The 20,547-nt window shown below is 59.5% G+C and carries 12 protein-coding genes and 1 pseudogene; 3 read left to right on the top strand and 10 right to left on the bottom strand.

All coding sequences use genetic code 11. From position 1 onward, the window contains the following. The first annotated feature begins 33 nt into the window (after positions 1 to 33). Positions 34 to 1,650: a peptide ABC transporter substrate-binding protein gene (locus tag BN1127_RS18270; RefSeq protein ID WP_042650394.1), complete on the top strand. Its 1,617-nt coding sequence runs from the start codon at positions 34 to 36 to the stop codon at positions 1,648 to 1,650. Positions 1,651 to 1,699: 49 nt separating this feature from the next. On the opposite strand, the gene BN1127_RS18275 is transcribed toward BN1127_RS18270, so the two are convergent. The 3 genes from BN1127_RS18275 to sixA all read right to left on the bottom strand — a co-directional run bounded on the left by BN1127_RS18275 (position 1,700) and on the right by sixA (position 3,626). Next, entirely contained in the window at positions 1,700 to 2,620 is a 921-nt protein-coding gene (locus tag BN1127_RS18275) for a DMT family transporter (protein WP_042650395.1), read from the bottom strand. Positions 2,621 to 2,818: 198 nt separating this feature from the next. Continuing rightward, positions 2,819 to 3,025: a DUF1107 domain-containing protein gene (locus BN1127_RS18280; protein ID WP_005324080.1), complete on the bottom strand. Its 207-nt coding sequence runs from the start codon at positions 3,023 to 3,025 to the stop codon at positions 2,819 to 2,821. A 133-nt stretch (positions 3,026 to 3,158) separates the two neighbouring features. Then, positions 3,159 to 3,626 (bottom strand): phosphohistidine phosphatase SixA, encoded by a 468-nt coding sequence (sixA, locus tag BN1127_RS18285; protein ID WP_005324078.1) that lies wholly within the window; start codon positions 3,624 to 3,626, stop codon positions 3,159 to 3,161. A gap of 162 nt (positions 3,627 to 3,788) precedes the next feature. Between sixA and BN1127_RS18290 the strand changes: the two genes are divergently transcribed. After that, the gene (locus BN1127_RS18290; protein WP_042650396.1) at positions 3,789 to 6,563 is read left to right on the top strand and encodes an insulinase family protein; all 2,775 of its coding nucleotides are present in this window, start codon (positions 3,789 to 3,791) and stop codon (positions 6,561 to 6,563) included. Positions 6,564 to 6,863: 300 nt separating this feature from the next. Here the strand turns inward: BN1127_RS18290 and BN1127_RS18295 are convergent, their stop codons facing one another. Next, positions 6,864 to 7,511, bottom strand: a complete 648-nt coding sequence (locus BN1127_RS18295) for a thiopurine S-methyltransferase (RefSeq protein WP_042650397.1) — start codon at positions 7,509 to 7,511, stop codon at positions 6,864 to 6,866. Between the two features lie 117 nt (positions 7,512 to 7,628). Beyond that, complete coding sequence (locus BN1127_RS18300; protein WP_042650398.1) at positions 7,629 to 8,990, bottom strand: leucine-rich repeat-containing protein kinase family protein; 1,362 nt, start codon at positions 8,988 to 8,990, stop codon at positions 7,629 to 7,631. 162 nt (positions 8,991 to 9,152) lie between these two features. On the opposite strand from BN1127_RS18300, the pseudogene BN1127_RS18305 reads away from it, so the two are divergent. Next, positions 9,153 to 9,779, top strand: a pseudogene (locus BN1127_RS18305) (methylated-DNA--[protein]-cysteine S-methyltransferase); the annotation flags it as partial. A gap of 393 nt (positions 9,780 to 10,172) precedes the next feature. On the opposite strand, the gene BN1127_RS18310 reads toward BN1127_RS18305, so the two are convergent. The 5 genes from BN1127_RS18310 to BN1127_RS18330 all read right to left on the bottom strand — a co-directional run bounded on the left by BN1127_RS18310 (position 10,173) and on the right by BN1127_RS18330 (position 20,251). Continuing rightward, a complete protein-coding gene (locus tag BN1127_RS18310; RefSeq protein WP_042650399.1) occupies positions 10,173 to 11,456 on the bottom strand; it encodes a hypothetical protein in 1,284 nt (427 codons plus the stop codon). Between the two features lie 917 nt (positions 11,457 to 12,373). Next, positions 12,374 to 13,963, bottom strand: a complete 1,590-nt coding sequence (gene guaA, locus BN1127_RS18315) for a glutamine-hydrolyzing GMP synthase (RefSeq protein WP_042650400.1) — start codon at positions 13,961 to 13,963, stop codon at positions 12,374 to 12,376. Between the two features lie 84 nt (positions 13,964 to 14,047). Next, positions 14,048 to 15,511 (bottom strand): IMP dehydrogenase, encoded by a 1,464-nt coding sequence (gene guaB / locus BN1127_RS18320; protein WP_042650401.1) that lies wholly within the window; start codon positions 15,509 to 15,511, stop codon positions 14,048 to 14,050. Between the two features lie 267 nt (positions 15,512 to 15,778). After that, positions 15,779 to 16,414 carry a YitT family protein gene (locus BN1127_RS18325; RefSeq protein WP_152565407.1) on the bottom strand — a complete coding sequence of 212 codons (636 nt, stop codon included), beginning with the start codon at positions 16,412 to 16,414 and terminating at the stop codon, positions 15,779 to 15,781. A 630-nt stretch (positions 16,415 to 17,044) separates the two neighbouring features. Continuing rightward, the gene (locus tag BN1127_RS18330; RefSeq protein WP_231557515.1) at positions 17,045 to 20,251 is read right to left on the bottom strand and encodes an alpha-amylase family glycosyl hydrolase; all 3,207 of its coding nucleotides are present in this window, start codon (positions 20,249 to 20,251) and stop codon (positions 17,045 to 17,047) included. Positions 20,252 to 20,547: the final 296 nt, after the last annotated feature.

The following is a 20,547-nucleotide window of genomic DNA, read 5'->3' on the forward strand; positions in this document are numbered from 1 at the left end:
GGCTTTGGAAGCAAAAAAACATAAGGATATTCAATGAAAAGGACTCTCATTGCCGGTGCGGTTGCCGCCCTGCTCGCGCTCCCCGCGCTGGCGGCCCAGGTACCGGCCGGTACCAAGCTGCTGCCAGCAGAACAGCAAACCTTCATCCGCAACATCGGCACCGAACCCGCCTCCATCGACCCCCAGATGGTGGAAGAGACCGCAGGCAGCGACATCGTCAACGATCTGTTCGAGGGGCTCTACACCCTAGATGGCGACGGCAAGCTGCAGGCGGCGGGGGCGCTCGGGTACGAACTCGATGACTCCGGCACCGTCTACACCTTCAAACTGAGACCCGATGCCAAGTGGTCCAACGGCGAGCCGGTGACGGCAGCCGATTACGTCTATGGCTGGCAGCGGGCGGCGGACCCCAAGAATGCCTCCAACTATGCCTGGTTCATCGAGCTGACCGGTGTCACCAACGCCAGTGACGTGGTGCAGGGCAAGAAGAACCCAGATGCGTTGGGCATCAAGGCACTCGACACCCATACCCTGCAGATCACATTGAAGAACCCGGTGCCCTTTTTCCTGAAGACCCTCTCCCACTACACCACCTTCCCAGCGCCGAAGGCGACCATAGAGAAGTTCGGACATGAGTGGGTCAAGCCGGGCAACATCGTCTCCAACGGCGCCTTCGTGCTCAAGGAGTGGACTCCCAACGAGCGTCTCATCTCCGAGCGCAACCCCTATTACTGGGACAACCAGCATACGGTGCTGAACAAGGTGCTCTATCTGGAGATAGTCTCCGACACTGCCGCCTACAACCGCTATCGCGCCGGCGAGCTGCACTACACCAGCTATCCGCTGGAGCAGTACAAGCAGCTCAAGCAGCAGAGTCCGCAGGAGCTGGTGAGCGTACCGACCCTGGCCACCTACTACTACGTGTTCAATACCCAGCGCAAACCGTTCGATAACCCCAAGGTACGCAAGGCGCTGTCTCTTGCCATCGACAGGGACACCATCACCGAGAAGATCCTGGGACAGGGCCAGCTCTCTGCCTTCAGCCTGACACCGCCCATTGTGGACGGCTTCGAACTCAAGCGCCCGGCGAGCGAGCTGATGAGCAAAGAGAAGCGGATCACCCAGGCCAAGGCGCTGCTGAGCGAGGCCGGCTACGGCCCGGGCAAGCCCCTGGACGTGGATATCCTCTACAACACCAACGAGGGACACAAGAAGATAGCGCTGGCCATCTCCTCCATGTGGAAGCACAACCTGGGCGTCCAGGCCAAGCTCAACAACATGGAGTGGAAGACCATGGTATCGGCCCTCAACGAGGGAGATTTCGGGGTCAGCCGCTACGCCTGGAACGGGGATTACAACGATGCTTCCACCTTCCTCGACATCATGACCTCCAGCAGCAGCGCCAACAGCGGCAAGTGGTTCAACAAGCAGTATGACGCCCTGCTGGCCAAGGCCCATGACGCCAGAGATCCGGCCGAGCGCAACCAGCTCTATCAACAGGCCGAAGCCCTGATCGATGCGGAGGCCCCCATCGCTCCGGTCTACTTCTACGTCAAATCCCGCCTGCTCAAGCCCAACATCAAGGGTTACCCCTATCAGAACCCGCAGGATTTGGTCTACTCGAAAGACCTCTATCTGACCGCGCAATAAGGTTCGCTATCCCGTATACAAAAAGACCGCCTTTCGGCGGTCTTTCTTCTTAATCTTCCCGGCAGGTGGCCATCGCGAGCCGGGCCCGCCGCCGCACCATCACCGGTTTGACCAGCAGCTGCGCCAGCAGCACGCCAAGCAGTGTCATGCCGCCACCAATCAGGTGATAGCTGGTCAGCTCCTCCCCCAGCCAGCTGATGGCCAGCGCCGACGTCATCACCGGCAACAGGTTCATGAAGATGGCGGTACGGCTGGCCCCCAGCAGGGCTATCCCCTGCATCCAGAGCCAGGGCGAGAGGGCCGAGGTCGGGATCCCCGCATAGAGGATGAGCCAGAGCGCGCTGCCATCCGGCCATTTGCCATCCACCAGCAGGTAGAAGGGGGTGAGGAACAGCAGGCTGCAGAGCACCTGGCCGTAGAGCATGGACCAGTTGTCGAGCCCCAGATCCCAACGCTTGAGCAGCACGCTGTAGAGCGCATAGGTGGCCGCCGAGAGCAGCATGTAGACGGAGCCGATATGAATACCCTGGGTGAACAAGCGGGTCGGGTTACCTTGCCCCAGCAAGATGGCCAGCCCCAGGATGGAAATGACACCGCCTATCAGCGCGCCCCAGGTGGGGCGCTCGCGCAGCAGCCAGATGCTGAGCAGCACCGTCATCAGCGGGGTCAGTCCCATCATCAGCCCGATCTCGGTGGCTCCCAGGGTCTGGGCCGCGTAGTAACCGAAGGTCTGGTTCAACACCATGCCGAGCAGGGCCAGCATGGCCAGCCGGGAGAAACCGGCCCGCAGTTGGTCACGCATGCGCCAGGCCCGCCGCGCGAGGAAAGGAGTCAGTACCAGGGCCGCCACCATCCAGCGGGACCAGGCCAGAGCGGCCGGCGAGAGCACCCCCACCGCCAGCTTGCTGACGATGCCGTTGCCGGCCCAGATGGCCATGCAGGAGAAGGGGAACAGAAAGGCAAGGGGCATCACTATGTCCAGAGAAAGGGGGCAGATATTTCGCGGGAGTATAGAGAGGCAAACAGGATAAGCAAGCGCACTGATGCGGGGCGCGACAACCTCATCCAGAAATCGACTTGAACGGGCTCAAACTGCTTCACTCAGCCCCAGATACAATCATGCCCGCACAGGGCGGGCATGAGGGGGAGATGGCCATGCTGATGCAACTCAAGCGGCATCCATGTGCAGTCTCGATATCAACTCGTTGACTTCGAGCACCGTCTGACGATGGGGAATATCGGCTTGCAGTGGCATCATCAGCAGGCCCGACTGGAAATCGAAGCGCCCCCTGCCGTGGATGTAGATCCGTCCCTTGAAGAAGGTTTTGACATGCTTTGCCACCATCAGTGGCAGGTACTTCTTGAACACTCTCATCGTTTGCAACCTCTTGCAGTTGTATCCGTATGACAGCAGCTTATGCGAGATAATTCCGTTAAATTTGTATAAAAAACCGGAAAAATCGACTCTCTCTTCCCCAAAAAACCAACCTGTAACTTTTTATTAACTTTTATCGTATTGTATGCGGTCCTTCCAGCCAGAGCAAGACCCCCTTGCCATCTTGCCACTCGATGCAAGCCAGACCCGAGGTGGCAAACATGGGCGCACCTGCCGCCGGGCAGAGACTTTGCACCAGATACCCGACCAGGGGCAGGTGACTGACCATCAGGATATTGTCGTGGGTCGCCGCCAGCGCGGTGAGATAACTCGCCACGAAGGCCGGATCCCCGTAGGGGGTGATCTCGCCGCTCTCCTCGACCTTCAGGGCCTCGGGCAGCTCGGCAGAGATGGCCTGCCAGGTCTGTCTGGCACGCAGGTAGTTGCTGTGGATCACCAGGCTCAGAGAGCCTGTCAGCTGAGGGGCCAACCAGCCCGCCATGTGGATGGACTCTTCGATGCCTTGCTCGGTCAGTGGACGCTGTTCATCAGTCTTTGCGTTCATGCCAGCCTGGCCATGACGCATGATGTAGATTTTCATTACAACCTCGCCCAGGGGGCCTGTTTAAATAGCGGGGGGATCTTACCCCGCCATGCAGGGGGAAACAATTGCGCTACCTCTCAGAAAAGGGTTTGCCTCGTGAGATAGCGGGGTCGATAATCATGTTTAAATTCAAATAAATTCACCGCGAGTCACTCCCCAATGAGCCCATATGCCAGTCCCAACGACCATCGGCGGTATCACTATCTGGAGCTGGCAAACCGGCTCAGGGTCTTGTTGATCTGCGATCCCGAGACCGATAAATCGGCCGCCTCCCTGGCCGTCAACACCGGCCACTTCGATGACCCTGTCGATCGCCAGGGCATGGCCCATTTCCTTGAGCATATGCTGTTCCTCGGTACTCGTACTTATCCCAAACCCGGCGAGTACCAACAGTTCATGAGCCGCCATGGGGGCAGCAACAACGCCTGGACCGGCACCGAGTTCACCAACTTCTTCTTCGACATCGACAACGGCTTCTTCGAAGCGGGGCTGGACCGCTTCTCCCAGTTCTTCATCTGCCCCACCTTCGCCCCCGAGTGGGTCGACAAGGAGCGCAACGCGGTCGACTCCGAATACCGCCTCAAGTTGCAGGACGATGTGCGCCGCAGCTATCAGGTGCACAAGGAGACGGTCAATCCGGCCCACCCCTTCTCCAAGTTCTCGGTCGGCAACCTGGATACCTTGGCAGACCTGCCCGGCCGGGATCTGCGCTCCGACCTCATTGCGTTCTACGAAACCCACTACAGTGCGGATCGCATGGCGCTGGTGATGCTCTCTCCGGCATCCATTGAAACCCAGCTTGGCTGGTGTGATCGCTTCTTTGGCACCATTCTGGATCGCCGCCTGGGCCCTCCTGCCCTCTCGGCCCCCCTCTACCGGCTCGATGACCTCGGCATCCGCATCCAGATAGCCCCGGTCAAGGAGACCCGCAAGCTGGCGCTGACCTTCCCGCTGCCGAGCGTGGATGCGCTCTACGACAAGAAACCCCTCACCTTCCTGAGCCACCTCATCGGCTACGAAGGGGAAGGCAGCCTGCTCTCTCTGCTCAAGGCAAGAGGCTGGGTCAACCAGCTCGCCGCCGGAGGCGGCATCAGCGGTGCCAACTTCAAGGACTTTGGGGTGAGCTTCGGCCTCACTCCCTTGGGGCTTACCCATGTGGACGACATCATCGCCGACCTGTTCGGCTACCTGAAGCTCATCGAACGCGATGGCCTGCAGGCCTGGCGTTATGACGAGAAGCGCAGCGTGCTGGAATCGGCCTTCCGCTTCCAGGAGCGGGGCCGGGCGCTGGACACCGTCTCTGGCCTCGTGCTCAACCTGTTCAGCTATGCCCCGGACGATCTGATCCACGGCGACTACATGATGCGCGAGTACGATGAGCCCCTGATCCGGCGCTTCCTCGCCAAGCTGACCCCCCACAACCTGCGCGTGACCATACAGGCGCCGGAGGTGAGCACGGATCGCCTCGCCCGCTGGTATCAGACCCCCTACAGCGTCCAGAGCATCACCGAGGCGGAGAAGATCCGCTGGCAGCAGAGCGAGCCGGATCCCGCCTTGCACCTGCCCTCTCCCAACCCCTTTATCAGCAGCCGCCTCGATGCCAGAACGCCGGCCCTCAGCGCCGACATGCCGGCCTGTCTGGTCGACCGCCCCGGTTTTCGGCTCTGGCATCTGCACGAGCACCTGTTTGGGGTGCCCAAGGGGAGCCTCTATATCTCCATCGACAGCGAGCATGCGGTCAGAAGCCCTCGCCACATCGCCATGGCCAGGCTTGCGGTGGAGCTGCTCACGGATCACCTCAATGCCCTCACCTACCCGGCCGAGCTCGCCGGGCTCGGCTACCAGATCTATGCCCATCAGGGGGGCTTCACCATCAACCTGAGCGGCTTTGCCGACAAGCTGCCGCTGCTGCTCGACATGATCCTCGGCAACCGCACCCTGGGCTACCCGGATCCGGCGCGCTTCAGCGAAATCAAGGAGCAGCTCATCCGCAACTGGGAGAACCAGTCCAAGACCAGGCCCATCTCCCAGCTGTTCAACCAGCTCACCAGTTTGCTGCAACCGAACAACCCGCCGTTCGAGCAGTTGCTGCGCCACCTGCGCACCATAGCACTCGACGAAATGCCTGACTTCGTCAGCCGGCTCTTTGCCGAGGTGCACATAGAGACCCTGGTGCACGGCGACTGGACCGCCGCCGAGGCGCTTGAACTGGCCGCCCTGCTGGAGCGTCACCTCGGCGTCAGCAGCCAACCCAGTGCCGAGACCCGCCGCCCCCTTATCTCCATTCAGGACAGGGGCACCCTCATTCGCGAGCAGGGGTGCGATCACGAAGACTCGGCGCTCCTGGTCTATTACCAGTCCCGCACCACCCGGGCGCGGGATCTCGCCTGCTTCACCCTGGCCAACCACATCATGTCCTCCACCTTCTTCCACGAGCTGCGCACCCGCCAGCAGCTCGGTTACGTGGTGGGGGCCGGCAACCTGCCCCTCAATCGCCACCCCGGCCTCATCTTCTATATACAGTCGCCGGTGGCGGGACCGCAGATCCTGCTGGATGCGGTGGAGGAGTTCATCGATCTCTTCCCGCTGGCCATGCTGGAGTTTACCGAGCAGCAGTGGCAGGACAGCAAGGCGGGGCTGCAAGCCCAGCTCAGCGAGCGGGATGCCAACTTGCGCAGCCGCGGCCAGCGACTCTGGGGCAGCATAGGCAACAAGGATCTGGGCTTCGATCAACGGGAGCGGGTGCGCGAGGAGGTGGGCAGTCTCAGCCGCGCCGATCTGGTGCGCTTCATCACCCAGTTGCGCTCACGCACCTCGGATAGGCTGATCCTCTGCAGCTATGGCCTGGGCCACGAGCACGACGAGCGGATCACCGGCCAGTTCATTGACGATCCCCGGGCCTTCAGGCTCAATGCCGCCACCTTCGAAGCCTAACCAAGCCTCGACTCCCTCCCCACGGCAGATTGCGGGCAATAAAAAGCCGACCCCTGAGGGTCGGCTGGAAAAACCATAATCAATTGCGACCAGAGCCGCCAAAAGTGAACATGAGCGTGAAAATCAGACACTGAGTCGATGAACGGCCGAATGGTTCAAACCAGAGCGTATCGGTCGACACCTGCAGTGATTGAGAAACAGCCTCATCTTAGGCATTCCCCCGATTTGTCACGTTGATCTATGTCAAAGGAGGTAAAGAAGCGCGCTTTTCCTCTTCAGTGGCGGGATCACGCAGTCACCTCAGCCCCGACGGATCAGGCGATAGGCCACCTCATCGAAATAGGAGAGCTGCCCCGAGCGCACCCTGGGGTGATCCAGCTCGGCGGCGCGCCCCAGCACTTCCACGCTAAAGTCGCGTTCGAACAGGGTGCGCACCTCCATCTCCCCCACCGAGAACGGCGGCTGCACCTGCTGCTCCGGCTGATACTCGAGGGTCACCAGCAGCACCTGACCACCCGCCTCGATGAGGCGGCTCATCAGGGTCGCATACTGGCGGCGCATGGCCGTCGGCAGGGCGATAAGGGCGGCCCTGTCATAGGCGAGCCGGTAGCGGCGGCCAAGCTCGGGGACGGCGAAGAAATCCCCCTGATAGATGCGCAGGTCGTCGTGCAGGTGGCACCGATAGGGGCCCACCTCGCTTGTCTCTGCACTCAGATTGTTCTCGTCAAAAAACTGGGTAATGGCGAGCTCGGAGAGCTCGAAACCATCCACCGGATGCCCCTGACCGCTCAGCCAGAGCAGGTCGCGGGACTTGCCGCACAGGGGCACCAGCACGGGCTCACCCTGCTGCTGCGCCGACCACCAGGATTGCAGCCAGCGGTTGAAATCTGCCTGATGAAAGCCAATCCGGTTCTCTTTCCACTTCTGATGCCAAAACGCCGCTTCCATCATCTTCCTCTCGTCATCTGCAATGATGCATCAATATCACAACTTCATCGGGACGGCGCAAGCCTTGTTGTCCACTGCACAGGGAGCGAGGGTCCGATGACGTCCAGCCGACCGCACTCAGGCGCAGGCGGGCTCAGCCGCCATGGTGGTGGCCACGGCGTCTATCCGGGCAGCAATCTGTGTAAACGAGGGGCGCTGCAACACAGTCTCCAACAGACACGCTTCGGCCAGTGAATGGAGCGCCCCAAGCGCCTCGTCCCTGGGATGGCAGCGCGCCAGCAGCTCCTCCAGCAAACAGCCAAAGGCCCTGACCTCCAGACGCTCGAGCCGGGCAGCCCGCTCGCGGTCGGCGCGGTCATAACAGGAGGCGGCGCCGAAATCCCCGAGCAGCACCCGGCCCTGTTCCTGAACAGAGTGCAGCAGAGAGTGCAGCAGGTTGTGCGCGTAGAGATCCCCGTGCAGGATGCCGCGCTCATGCAGATGCAGCGCGGCGCTTGCCACCCCCTGCGCCATGGCAAGCAGCGCATTCGGAGTGAAGGTCAGATCCGCCGGATAGACATCCCGGGTGCAGGAGTCCAGGCTCGGCGGCCCCGCCAGGTTGACAAACCCGGGGTCTATCAGCGTCATCACCAGGGCCGGCATGCCAGAGGGGTGGCCGCTGACTCGGCCCGCCACCCCGATGAGATTGGGATGCCTGCCTGCGGCGAGCGACACCGCCATCTCGCAGCGAGGCAGGCCATCGCTGGTCACGGCCCCCTTGAAGAGCTTGACCGCCACCCCCTGCGTCTCCTCATCAGAGCGCAGTGCTGCGCGGTGGATCACGCCGGACGCCCCCTGCCCCAGTTGCTCCCCCAGCGTCAATGTATGCCAGGGGATCTCGGCCGCGGTTGCCGTCTCGCCGAGTCGGCGCTCCTGCTCGTCGCTAAAGGGGTTGCCTGCATAGGCCAGCCAGGCGAGGCGCGGCAAATCGAGCAGCCACTCGGGAAGCGCCTCCAGCCGGTTGGCGGCGATGCGCAACAGCTCCAGACGCTGGCAGTTGGCAAGGCTCGCCGGCAGCTCGCGCAGGCGGTTGCCGGAGAGCATCAGCTTTTGCAGGGCGGCGCACTGCCCCAGCGCGTCCGGCAGACCTTCAATCTCGTTATCGGTCAGGATCAACCAGCGCAGCCCCGCAGGCAGTGACGCGGCGGGAACCGTGGCGATCCGGTTGGCCTTGAACCCCACCATGGTGAGTGCAGGGCAGCGCCCCAACACCTCGGGCAGCTCGGTGAAGCAGTTCTCGGAGCAGAAGATAATGCGCAGCCTGGTGAATTCGGCCAGCTCGTCAGGGAGCCGATCCAGATCGTTGCCGGTGAGATCCAGCACCTCCAGCGTCTCCTTGAGGTTCAGGATCTCGGAGGGGAACACCGTCAGGTTTTCGGCAAGTTTGAGGTGGCGGGCGCCGCAGAGTTCGCCTGCGCGCAGCTGTTCCAGGGTATGCATGGGATCGTCTCTATCGGGGTGGTCGGCTCGCGGCCAACGGCGCCGCCGAGCACTCGCCCGGCGGCCACAAAGGAGGGGCATTATAAAGAACGACGGCCAGAGATCCCCTGTTTTGCTGCCACCAGGACTCAGGCACAAGAGCCTGCCGCGTAAAGAAAGTACGAGTCGCGCTCCCTGCTGGAGGTGGCCGACACCCTGGGCCTTAGCAGCGGCTCGCGGCTCTACGATCACTTCGTGCAGCTCGAAGCGGTGACGCCGGGCGAGTACAAGCAGCGTGGGGCCGTGCTCGTTATCGAGCACGGGGTGCACGACACCCCCTTCGGTCAGGCATTCGTCGCCCTGACCCCGAGAGGGATCTGCAACTTCTCGTTTCTCGATGATAAAGCCCTAGACGCGCCGCTGGCCGCCCTCGCCCAGCGCTGGCCTGCGGCCCAGCTGCGAGAAGCGCCCTTACGCACCCAAAGCGTCATCCACACCATGTTCGATGGCAGCAAGGCGCCGGATCGACCCATCTCGCTGCACGTTAGCGGCACCAACTTTCAGATCAGCGTCTGGCGGGCGCTGCTCGAGATCCCTCCAGCCAGGGTAGTGAGCTACGCCCAGGTGGCGAGCGCCATCAGCAATCCCAAGGCCACCCGCGCCGTGGGGTTGGCTGTGGGGGCCAACCCCGTCGCCTTTATGATCCCCTGCCACCGGGTCATCCAGCAAAACGGCAAGCTCGGCGGCTATCACTGGGGCGAGACTCGCAAACAGGCGATACACGCCTGGGAAGCGGCGAGGTATGAGTGAACATGGCCTTTTTCTACTCGCCCTGATGGGGGAGAAACTGGAGTGTTGGTTGTGAGTCAGCAGACAATCAGGCCGCGCCAGACAAACGTGCGGCGATATCAAGCGGGGAGATCAGAAGAATCGGGGCGCAGATTGCCCCTTCTGTTGCTTTGGTTACGGGGCGTGCGATCAGTTACACCACCCCAGCGAATTGACGAAGAGACGTAGGGTGCAATAAGCGCAGCGCATTGCACCGTTTGCCGAGCGGCTATTGAGCAAGCTATAAGGAACAAGAGTAGCGGTGCAATTTCATTGCATCCTACGGTGCTGAGGCGAACCCCGCAAATAGGCGATACACTCCTAGGAAGCGGCGAGGAATGAGTAAGGTACGGCCAATAACTACAAAGCTCAGATCTACGAGTAGTCTTCCAAAGTAGCTCTTACCTCTCCAAATTCCGGCATTCCATACCCATTACGCCCAATAATAGGTTTGTATATTAGTTCAAAGTCCACATTTATTTTATGCCCTGAGTACGGTCTATCCTCATCTATCTCACCTTGAATTTCTGCTGATGCAGCAACTACAACACTTCCATCCTTTGCATTTTTAATGCTTATGAACTCAGCATACTCAACCCCAAATGAGTGAGCATTAGTTTCAGCAATCACACTATTAACACTATCATCATTAATCAAGTCAAAAATATTACTTGAATCATCTAAAAAGTCTTTTGCCACATCCTCTTTTAGATCAGATGAAATAAACATAAATCTATCTAATTGTTCAAAGGTTCCAACCAAATGGTCAAATAGCACCGCCTCGTTGATATCTTCTTTGTGCTTTTCTATAACTTTTTTTAAGTCACCTAACAATGTGTTTCCATCGTATACAACACAAGACAATCCTCCTAGTTTTTGCCATGTGAAGGCATTGTCCGTCAACAACGAATCAACATCACCGTAACCAAAAGATACGGATATAGACTCAGCCATCAAACCCAAAGAAATCTGTAACCCATCTTCACGTAGTGATTTCGACAAAACATCTAAAAACAGATAGAGTGTAGGAAAGTGTAAATCGACTAACTCTTGATGATGTTTAGCTTTTGCTAATTCATGTGCTTGTTGTTCACGTTCATTTTTACGCTGTACTTCATCGGCTAGCAATTTTAATTCTTTAGCTTCAAACTCAGATTTCTCTTGCTTTGCTTTAGCTTCTCTAAGTTCAGCCTCTGCTTTTTCTGCATCAGCACGAAATTTTTCTGCTTCAGCATCTTTTTGTTTCAACTCGGCTTCAAGCTTCCTACCAATATATGGATTGGAAGGATCTGCTTTGTACAACCCCTCATTTAGCTCGGCTTTCTTCCTAGCTTTAATAATATCAATATTTACAATTTCAGTGTGCCTCCACTCCTCAGCTTTTTTTAAAATTTTGTGACTAACTACATTCAAGTATGGCAGGCCAAACGCATACAACAACGCGACTAAAAATGGCCAAAGCCATATGCTAAAATTTTCAAAATTAAGGGTATTTTCGAAAGCAATCAACCTTGCCTCTAGTGTATCACCGCCCCAAAAAAGCAATAGAAAACGCTTCCAATTAAATATAGCCCAAGCCCCAATAAAAGCGCCAAGAACAGGGCTTGTGACTTTTACTTTGTTATCGCTAAGCCAACTTTTTAGTAAATCTTGCACCATAAAAATTCCCCCTACACGCTAACTGTATCGCAAAACCATACAAAATAAAAAACACCATCAAAGCAAATTATTCAGTTCTAGATGGACAGACAGCAACAACATAATTTCCATTAATTTTTAATTTATTACAGAGACTTAACTGTGCTTTGATGACAGACTGTATTAGTCCATTATCATAACCTTCCGCACAACTCCACATCACCATTAAAACCAGTTTACAATCAATAACTTACAAAATATTTCAGCGCTCAAGCTACCACCCGACAACATCCAAACCTGCTGTGTACTACCTATGATGTTACTTTGGCTTACTTAATAGGTGACTCCATAGAGACAATCTCCAAACGACCATCCTAGCGAGCAAGGCAGATAAGAAAAAGAGTGAGATGGAATTTTCCTGAGCAAGATCAACAACCAATGCACACATATCAGCGGTGCCGGATCGTAGATAAAGAAAAGACGCACTCAGGCATCTTTCTTATTGGTGAGGTACAGAGGCTAGCCGGTCGATGATTTCCCCCCCTCCTAGCCTTGCCCCGCAACCGGATCAGATGGGGGTGATGGAGGTGATATGGGCCGAGCCATCCAGCGACTGGAAGATCTGCACCACGGCTTCCCCGTGGATGGAGTTGGGGAGCGGCACCGTTGTTTTGCATTTGAAACGGTAACTGGTGCGCCTACCATCACTTGCCTGGAGAAACAACAGCCTGCCGCCCTATGTGGACGCGATGGATGAAGCTCTGCCGATCGACTCAAGAACTCACCACGACAGCATTGGTAACACGGCCTCCATCCCCTGTGCCAGGAGCAAAATTTCCTCGCAAACGATTGGAAAAAGAAAAGGCGCCTCAAGGGCGCCTTTTTGACAGTTTTGCATGTTCGCAGGGAGAGGCGTTAGCCGCTTATTCCCACGCCTTTTATTCCCACTCAATGGTTGCGGGCGGCTTGCCGGAGACGTCGTACACCACGCGGGAGATGCCGTTGATCTCGTTGATGATGCGATTCGACACGTGGCCGAGGAAGTCGTACGGCAGGTGGGCCCAGTGGGCGGTCATGAAGTCGATGGTCTCGACGGCGCGCAGCGCGATGACCCAGTCGTACTTGCGGCCATCGCCCATGACGCCGACGGAGCGCACCGGCAGGAAGACGGCGAACGCCTGGCTGACCTGGTTGTAGAGGTCGGCCTTGCGCAGCTCTTCGATAAAGACCGCATCGGCCTTGCGCAGCAGATCGCAGTACTCTTTCTTCACTTCGCCAAGGACGCGCACGCCCAGACCCGGACCCGGGAAGGGGTGACGGTAGAGCATGTCGTAGGGCAGACCGAGTTCAAGGCCGACACGGCGCACTTCGTCCTTGAACAGCTCGCGCAGGGGCTCCACCAGACCCATCTTCATCTCTTCCGGCAGGCCGCCGACGTTGTGGTGGGACTTGATGACGTGGGCCTTGCCGGTCTTGCTGGCGGCGGATTCGATGACGTCAGGGTAGATGGTACCTTGCGCCAGCCACTTGGCGTTTTTGAGCTTCTTGGCTTCGTCGTCGAACACTTCCACGAAGACGCGACCTATGGTCTTGCGCTTGGCTTCCGGCTCGTCGATGCCCGCGAGAGCTGACAGGAAGCGCTCTTCGGCATCGACCTTGACGATCTTGAGGCCGAAGTGATCGCCAAACATCTCCATGACCTGGGTGCCTTCGTTCAGGCGCAGCAGGCCGTTGTCGACGAAGACGCAAGTCAGGCGATCGCCGATGGCGCGGTGCACCAGCATGGCAACCACGGAGGAGTCCACGCCGCCGGAGAGGCCCAGGATCACCTCGTCGTCACCCACCTGCTCGCGGATGCGGGCAACGGCGTCGTCGATGATGGTGGCCGGGGTCCACAGGCATTCGCAGCCGCAGATGTCTTTGACGAAGTGCTCCAGCATGCGGGCACCCTGGCGGGTGTGGGTCACTTCCGGGTGGAACTGCACGCCGTAGAAGCGACGGGCCTCATCGGCCATGGCCGCATGGGGGCAAGTCGCGGTCTGGGCTATGGTGGTGAAGCCAGCCGGGATCTCGGTGACCTTGTCACCGTGGCTCATCCAGACGTCCAGCAGTGCATGGCCGTTGTCGGCGATGGCGTCTTCGATGTTCCGCAAGAGGGCGCTGGTCTTGCCGGAGTGGCCCAGGACTTCGACCTGGGCATAACCGAATTCACGCAGGTTGGAGGACTGCACCTTGCCGCCGAGCTGCTCGGACATGGTCTGCATGCCGTAGCAGATGCCGAACACCGGCACGCCGGCATTGAACACGTACTCGGGGGCGCGCGGGCTGCCCGCCTCGGTCACGGATTCCGGGCCGCCGGAGAGGATGATGCCGCTCGGGTTGAACTCGCGGATCTGCTCTTCGGTTACGTCCCAGGCCCACAGCTCGCAGTAGACGCCGATTTCACGGACGCGACGGGCGATGAGCTGGGTGTACTGGGAACCAAAATCCAAGATAAGGATACGGTGGGCGTGAATGTCTTTAGTCATTTTATTCCTGCATCAGGCTGATGTTGTCACAAAAAGCATGGGATAAAAAAATGGTGGAAAAACGGGGCGCAGGGCCCCGTTTTATCAGCCCATCCGGTAGTTGGGGGCTTCTTTGGTGATGGTCACGTCGTGGACGTGGGACTCTTTCATCCCGGCGCCCGAGATGCGCACGAACTCGGCCTTGGTGCGCATGTCGTCGATGGTCGCGCTGCCGGTCAGGCCCATGGAGGAGCGCAGGCCGCCCATCTGCTGATGGATGATCTCTTTGAGGCGGCCCTTGTACGGCACGCGCCCTTCGATCCCTTCCGGTACCAGCTTGTCGGCGGCGTTGTCGGTCTGGAAGTAGCGATCGCTGGAGCCCTTGGACATGGCACCCAGGGAGCCCATACCGCGGTAGGACTTGAAGGAGCGGCCCTGGTAGAGCTCGATCTCGCCCGGTGCCTCTTCGGTACCGGCGAACATGGAACCCACCATGACGCAACTCGCGCCAGCGGCGATGGCTTTGGCCACGTCACCGGAGAAGCGGATGCCGCCATCGGCAATCACCGGGATACCGGTGCCTTCCAGGGCGTCGACGGCGTCGGAGATGGCGGTGATCTGGGGCACACCCACACCGGTCACGATACGGGTAGTACAGATGGAGCCCGGGCCGATACCGACCTTGACGGCATTGACGCCGGCGGCGGCCAGCGCCTTGGCGCCAGCGGCGGTGGCGACGTTGCCGCCGATGATTTGCAGGTCAGGATAGGCATCACGGGTCGCCTTGATGCGATCCAGCACGCCCTGGGAGTGGCCATGGGAGGAGTCAATCAGCAGCACGTCCACACCGGCTTCCACCAGGGCGGCAACGCGCTCTTCGTTGCCGGCACCGGCACCGACGGCGGCACCGACCCGCAGACGACCGCGCTCGTCTTTACAGGCGTTCGGCTTGCGTTCGGCTTTCTGGAAGTCTTTGACGGTGATCATGCCCTTCAACTTGAAGTCGGCGTTCACCACCAGCACCTTCTCGATACGGTGCTTCTGCATCAGGGCAACCACCTCTTCGCGAGGGGCTCCTTCACGCACGGTGACCAGACGATCCTTCTGGGTCATGATCTGTTCAACGGTCTGGGAGAGATCGATCACGAAGCGCACATCACGGCCGGTGATGATGCCGACCAGCTGGTTGCCGTCAGTCACCACGGGGTAACCGGCGAAACCGTTCTTGTGGCTCAGCTCCTTGATCTGGGCGATGGTCATGTCAGGGCGTACGGTGACGGGGTCGGAGACCACGCCACTCTCGTACTTCTTGACCTTGCGCACTTCTGCAGCCTGCTGCTCGATGGACATGTTCTTGTGAATGAAGCCGATACCGCCTTCCTGGGCCAGTGCGATAGCCAGACGGGCTTCGGTCACTGTGTCCATTGCAGCGGAAATCATCGGGATATTCAGGGAGATAGCAGACGTGAGCTTGGTACGCAGGTCGGCGGTATTCGGAAGAACAGTGGAGTGTGCTGGAACCAACAGTACATCGTCGAAGGTCAGCGCTTCTTTGGCAATCCTGAGCATGGCAATATCTCACCGTTGAGGAGTGGGGGTGTAAAATATTGCCGACAAATTTTACTCATGCATTGGCCAGTGGTAAAGAAGTTTTTTGAATTTTTTATGGCGTAGCCCGATTTAATACGACCAACGGGGCAAAAAACCAATAAATTCAGGCGTAACCATGCCTTTTTTCGCGACAAGATGATCTTTTTTGCCGTTGGCGGCCAAATGCCCGTGAAGCGCCCCTCGGGTCACTTTTCAACACTTCCCCTCCCCCGCAGGGGGCCGGACTCAGCTCCCCTGGTAGCGACCGGGTTTGTGCCAGTTCATCAGCATGGCGTTCATGGCGAGCGCGCTTAAGGTGGACCAGAGCAGCAGAGAGAGCGGCAGGGTGAGCAGGGAGAGCGCAAACACCAGCACATCGAGCACCATCTGGCTCTTTCCCGCATTGATGCCGGTACGCCTTTGCAGCCAGAGCGTCACCACGCCTATGCCCCCCACCGATGCGTTGTGGCGGGCCAGGGACAAGACCCCCATGCCGAGGAAGGTGCCCCCCACCAGGGCCGAAAACAGGGGGTGGACATAGCTCACCGTCAAGAGCAGCGGCACCGCCTGGGTGGCGGCCGAGAGGGCGACGTTGACGATCAGCGTCTTGACCATGAAGGCCCGCCCCATGGTGACGTAACCAAACACCAGGAAGGGCAGGTTGACCAGAAAGAAGAGCACCCCTATGGGCAGGCTGCTGACGTGGGCGAGCAGCAGGGCTATGCCCGCGATGCCGCCGGTGATCATGCCGGCGCACTTGAGCAGATTGAGGCCGACTGCGATAAACATGACGCCAAGCACCATGCCGTAGACATCGTCCTTGAGGCTGTGGGCCAGCCCCTTGTCCACAGAGAGTGGCTGCATGGTCATTTCACCTTCCATATGACTCCTTAACACCAATTGATTGTGGCGTCCCTTGCCCGAAAACCAGGCCGCTCCGGCACGGATGGCGGCGGTGCATTCAACCTGCTGACACCAACCCCCGACCTTGCGGCCCCCTGCCCCTGACATCGCCATCATGGGCATGACAAGTCACAGCAAAAAGAGCGCCAATCAAAACAAGAGTCCGAGATACCATCAAAAATCGAATTTAAATTCCGCATAGTCATCAAGAAACAGATGGAACATACCAATTCAGGGATCGACCCCTGCGCCGGATCAGCATGTTTACCCAATCCACTCAAAAACATGTCGCGGTAATTCCTGATTAACCCGTTTATTCGGTGGATCATGCCGATAAAATGCCACTTTAAAGCATGTAAGATGCCCATCAGGAGGGAGCCATGGGGGTGATACGGCATGTTTCTGCGGAATTGGGTTCAAGGGCAAACAACAAGGAAATGCACCACATCGGGGCAGTTGCACCAAAGACGTGCAATTCTGGGCCCTGCGTTTGCCTCGCTCGGCGCGACCTGGGTGGGATGGGCCTGCTCTACCTCCCCGCTTCACGCCTCGGCGCCATAAAAAAGTCGGCCCCAAGGCCGACTCGCTGCACACCGTGACAGGTTTCCCTTATTTGAGGTATTTGCCGTCAACCCCCACCTTGCCCGGGCCGTTCAGCACCCAGACCCGGGCCGAGTAGGCGGGCACCTGGAAGCTCAGGCTGCCGTTGCTGACGCTCTGGCTCGCGCCGGTTACCGCGTCCCTGTAGGTGCCGTTCTTCAGGCCGCTCAGGCTTATCTGCTGGGCCGAGTTGGCCGCGAGGCCCACGGCGGCATAGCTGCCTTGAGCGCTCAGGTCGCGCACGAAGCTGATGCCGCTCCCCCACTCGTTCACCTGGCTCATGGGCGCCTTCTGCAGGGCGGGCACCGCCTTGCGGATCTGGTTCAGGCGCTTGATGTGCTGATAGAGCGGGTGGCTAGGAGTCGCCGGGTTGTCCAGGACGTCGCCGTAGTAGGCGCGACCGGTCTGATCCACCGTCATGGTGGCCCCGTCGATGTCTTGCGGCTTGCCGGCCTGGAACATCACCTCCTCCCCGTAGTAGAGGGTCGGGATGCCCCGCGCGGTCCAGAGCAGGTTGTAGGTCATGGCCGCATTGCCCTCTTCCCCGCCGTAGCGGTACTTGAAGTCATTGTCCGGCCCCACGTCGTGGTTCTGGAAGAAGGTGATGAGCTTGGTGGCATCGCCATAGACCCAGTCCATCCCAAAGATCCCCCCCACCCCGCCAAAGCTCCCCTTGGTGACGTTGTCACGGAAGGTGGAAAAGAGGGAGAAGTCCAGCACCGAGAGGCCGGAATCACCCCCTGCGCGGGGATCCGCCGGATTGGCCGTGGTGCGGGTATACCACCAGGGGCGGATCACCGCCGAGGCGTTGTCATTGGCCAGCTCAGAGCCCCAGCCGGTGCCCTTGACCAGGTTCTCGCCAAACACGAACAGCCCCGGCTTGTGGGCCTGCCAATCGTGGACATAGGTCAGCAGCTCGTCCCGCTCGATGTGCTTCAAGGTATCGATGCGAATGGCGTCCACTCCCATGTCGAGGTACTGGTGGATGGCGCCGTTGAGGTAATCCTTGACGTTCTGGTTGCCGGTGGCGAGATCGATGCAATCCCCCGCCATGTGCTTGCGCTGCAGGGCGAGCGGGCTCTCCCAGTCGCCGCCGGACATGAAGCCGTCCAGGTGATACCAGCTGGGATCCAGGGTCTGGGCGTCGATACCGAAGAAGCGGTTCGGGTTGTAGCCTGCGCTCGGCACTGTGGCGCCGGTCTTGGGGTCCACCAGGGGCTGGATGCCCGCCGGATCGGACTGGCAGCGGGCCTTGTACCAGTCGGGGGCCGCCGGGTTGTCGTCGTCACAGCGGTTGGCGCTGGCATAGTCCCCGAGGTTGCCCTGATAGGGGCCGTTGTTGATGAGTCCCTGACTGGAGCCTGCCGGCACGTAGTATTTGACCGGCAGGCGATCGATCCAGGTCTTGCCGCGCAGGCCGTACTGGCTCGAATGGTTGATCACCACATCCTGTATCACCTTGAGCCCCTTGGCATGGGCGGCCTGGATGAACTCGCGATAACCGGCCCCCGGCGACTCCAGACGGGGATCGACCCGGTAGAAGTCGTAGGCGTGATAGCCGTGATAGTCGAGGCCGGAGCGGTTCTCCACCGGCGGCGTCACCCAAATGGCGGTGAAGCCGAGATCCTTGATGTAGTCGAGCTTCTCGATGAGCCCCTTGAAGTCGCCACGCCAGTGAGGATCCCCCGCCTTGTAGCGGTCCCGATTGTAGTAGTTGTTGCTCCCATCCCCATCGTAGAAACGGGCGGTCAACAGGAAGTAGATACTCTCGGCGCGAAAATCGCCGCTCGCCACCGGGGTCTCGCCAATCTGATAGCTGAAGCTCTGCACCCCTTGATTGCCGCTGGCGTCGATGGCGAGGGTGCGGATCACCAGATCGGTGCCGCTGCCCTTGTCGCTGGCGAGAATGGCCTGACCGGCGTAGCGGGGGGACGCCGTGGTGGGGGTGCTGCCGTCCGTGGTGAAATGAACGGCGGGGGCGCTGTCGTTATCGTCGCTCACTCCCAGGGTGATGGACTGGCTATCCACATAGCTCCCCGGGGCCGGGGTGGCGGTCACGGTGGGCGCCTGATTGTCGGCGCCGGCGAGCGGTGCCGCCTCCAGCGTCTTGTCCTGGCTGTCGAAGCAGATGCGGTAACTGGTGTTGGCGCTCACCTTGTAGTCCTGGGCCGGGTAAGCCTCGGTCCAGTCCCCCTTGCGGTCAATCTTGAAGCGGGGGTTGCTGCTGCCAAAGGTCTGCTCGGTACAGAAGGTCACTCCATCCTCGCTGGTCATGGCGGTCAGGCCCCAGTTGTTGGGGGTGCCGCGGAAATACCAGCTGCCGCCGGTCTGGGGGGCGGCAACCACCAGGCTCACGCTGCTGCTGCTCCTGGCCCCCTGATCGTCGGTAACCGTCAGGCCATAGGTGAAGGTGCCCGCCTGAGCTGTGTTGACGCTGATACTCTCCGTGGTCTCGCCGCTGCTCCAGAGATAGCTCGCTATCTGGCCGTCGGGATCCGTGGAGTCGCTGCCGCTCAAGGTCACGGTATCCCCCACAGCGACATTCAGGATACCCCCCGGGGTGATGACAGCGATGGGGGGCTGGTTATCGTCCCCGAGCGCCGTGATGCTGTAGGCCTGGGTCTGGTCATTGACCTGGAAGCGCACATTGCCGGTGCCACTCCAGAGGATGTCGCCGCCGCTGCGCTCGAGCACGCCATCGGCGTTGCTGTCGCCGAAGTTGATGGCCCAGTTCCCCGCCTGATCAAACTTGAGCCGCTGGTTGGTCTTGCCATCCATGTAGGCGTCGGCCTGCCACAGGTGATCCGCCACCAGCGTCATGGGCAGGCTGGCCCAGCCATTGAAGGTGCCGCGCACGTTGAGCTGCGGCAGCGTCTTGGCAAACCCTGCGGCCTCGCAACTCGCCACCGCCGTGGTGGTGATGGCCTGGGTGCCGGCATGGATGCGGATCTGATAGGAGGTATTGGCAGTGACCGCGTAGTCGGCGCTCGGGTAGCTCTGCTGCCAGTTGCCGTATCGGTCGATTTTAAAGCGCGGGCCGCCGCTGGCGTCCCCGCTCACGAAGCGCTGGCAGGTATCAAAGTTGACGCCGTCCGTCGACGTCATGGCGGTCGCCGCCCATCCATTCGCGGTGCCCCGGAAGAACCATTCCGCCGCCGTGCTCGGCGCCGTGATCAGGGTTCCCAACAATCCGGCCGCGAGTATCCATCTAGCCATTGATAGTCCTTTATTTTCATTGTTTTGTGTGTGACGCCTGTGTACCCAGGCATTCCCCCATCCGCAACGTCCCGCCTTCGGATGAGCCCGACCAGTCTAGAGTCCCGAGTGACCGACTCATGGCAAACACGCGCAAAATATGACCGGCGTCGACCTCACCATTGGCTGTATGTGATTGATAGCGCTTTCATTTCTTTGTATGGGAGTGAAGGGGAAGTCCCCCACCCGGAGGATATAGACGCGCCGCCCGTGGCGGTCACATCGGGGAACCTTATCAGCGCCTTTCCTACTGCTCT

The sequence above is a fragment of the Aeromonas media genome (assembly GCF_000819985.1).
In the GTDB taxonomy this organism is placed as follows: Bacteria; Pseudomonadota; Gammaproteobacteria; order Enterobacterales; family Aeromonadaceae; genus Aeromonas; species Aeromonas media.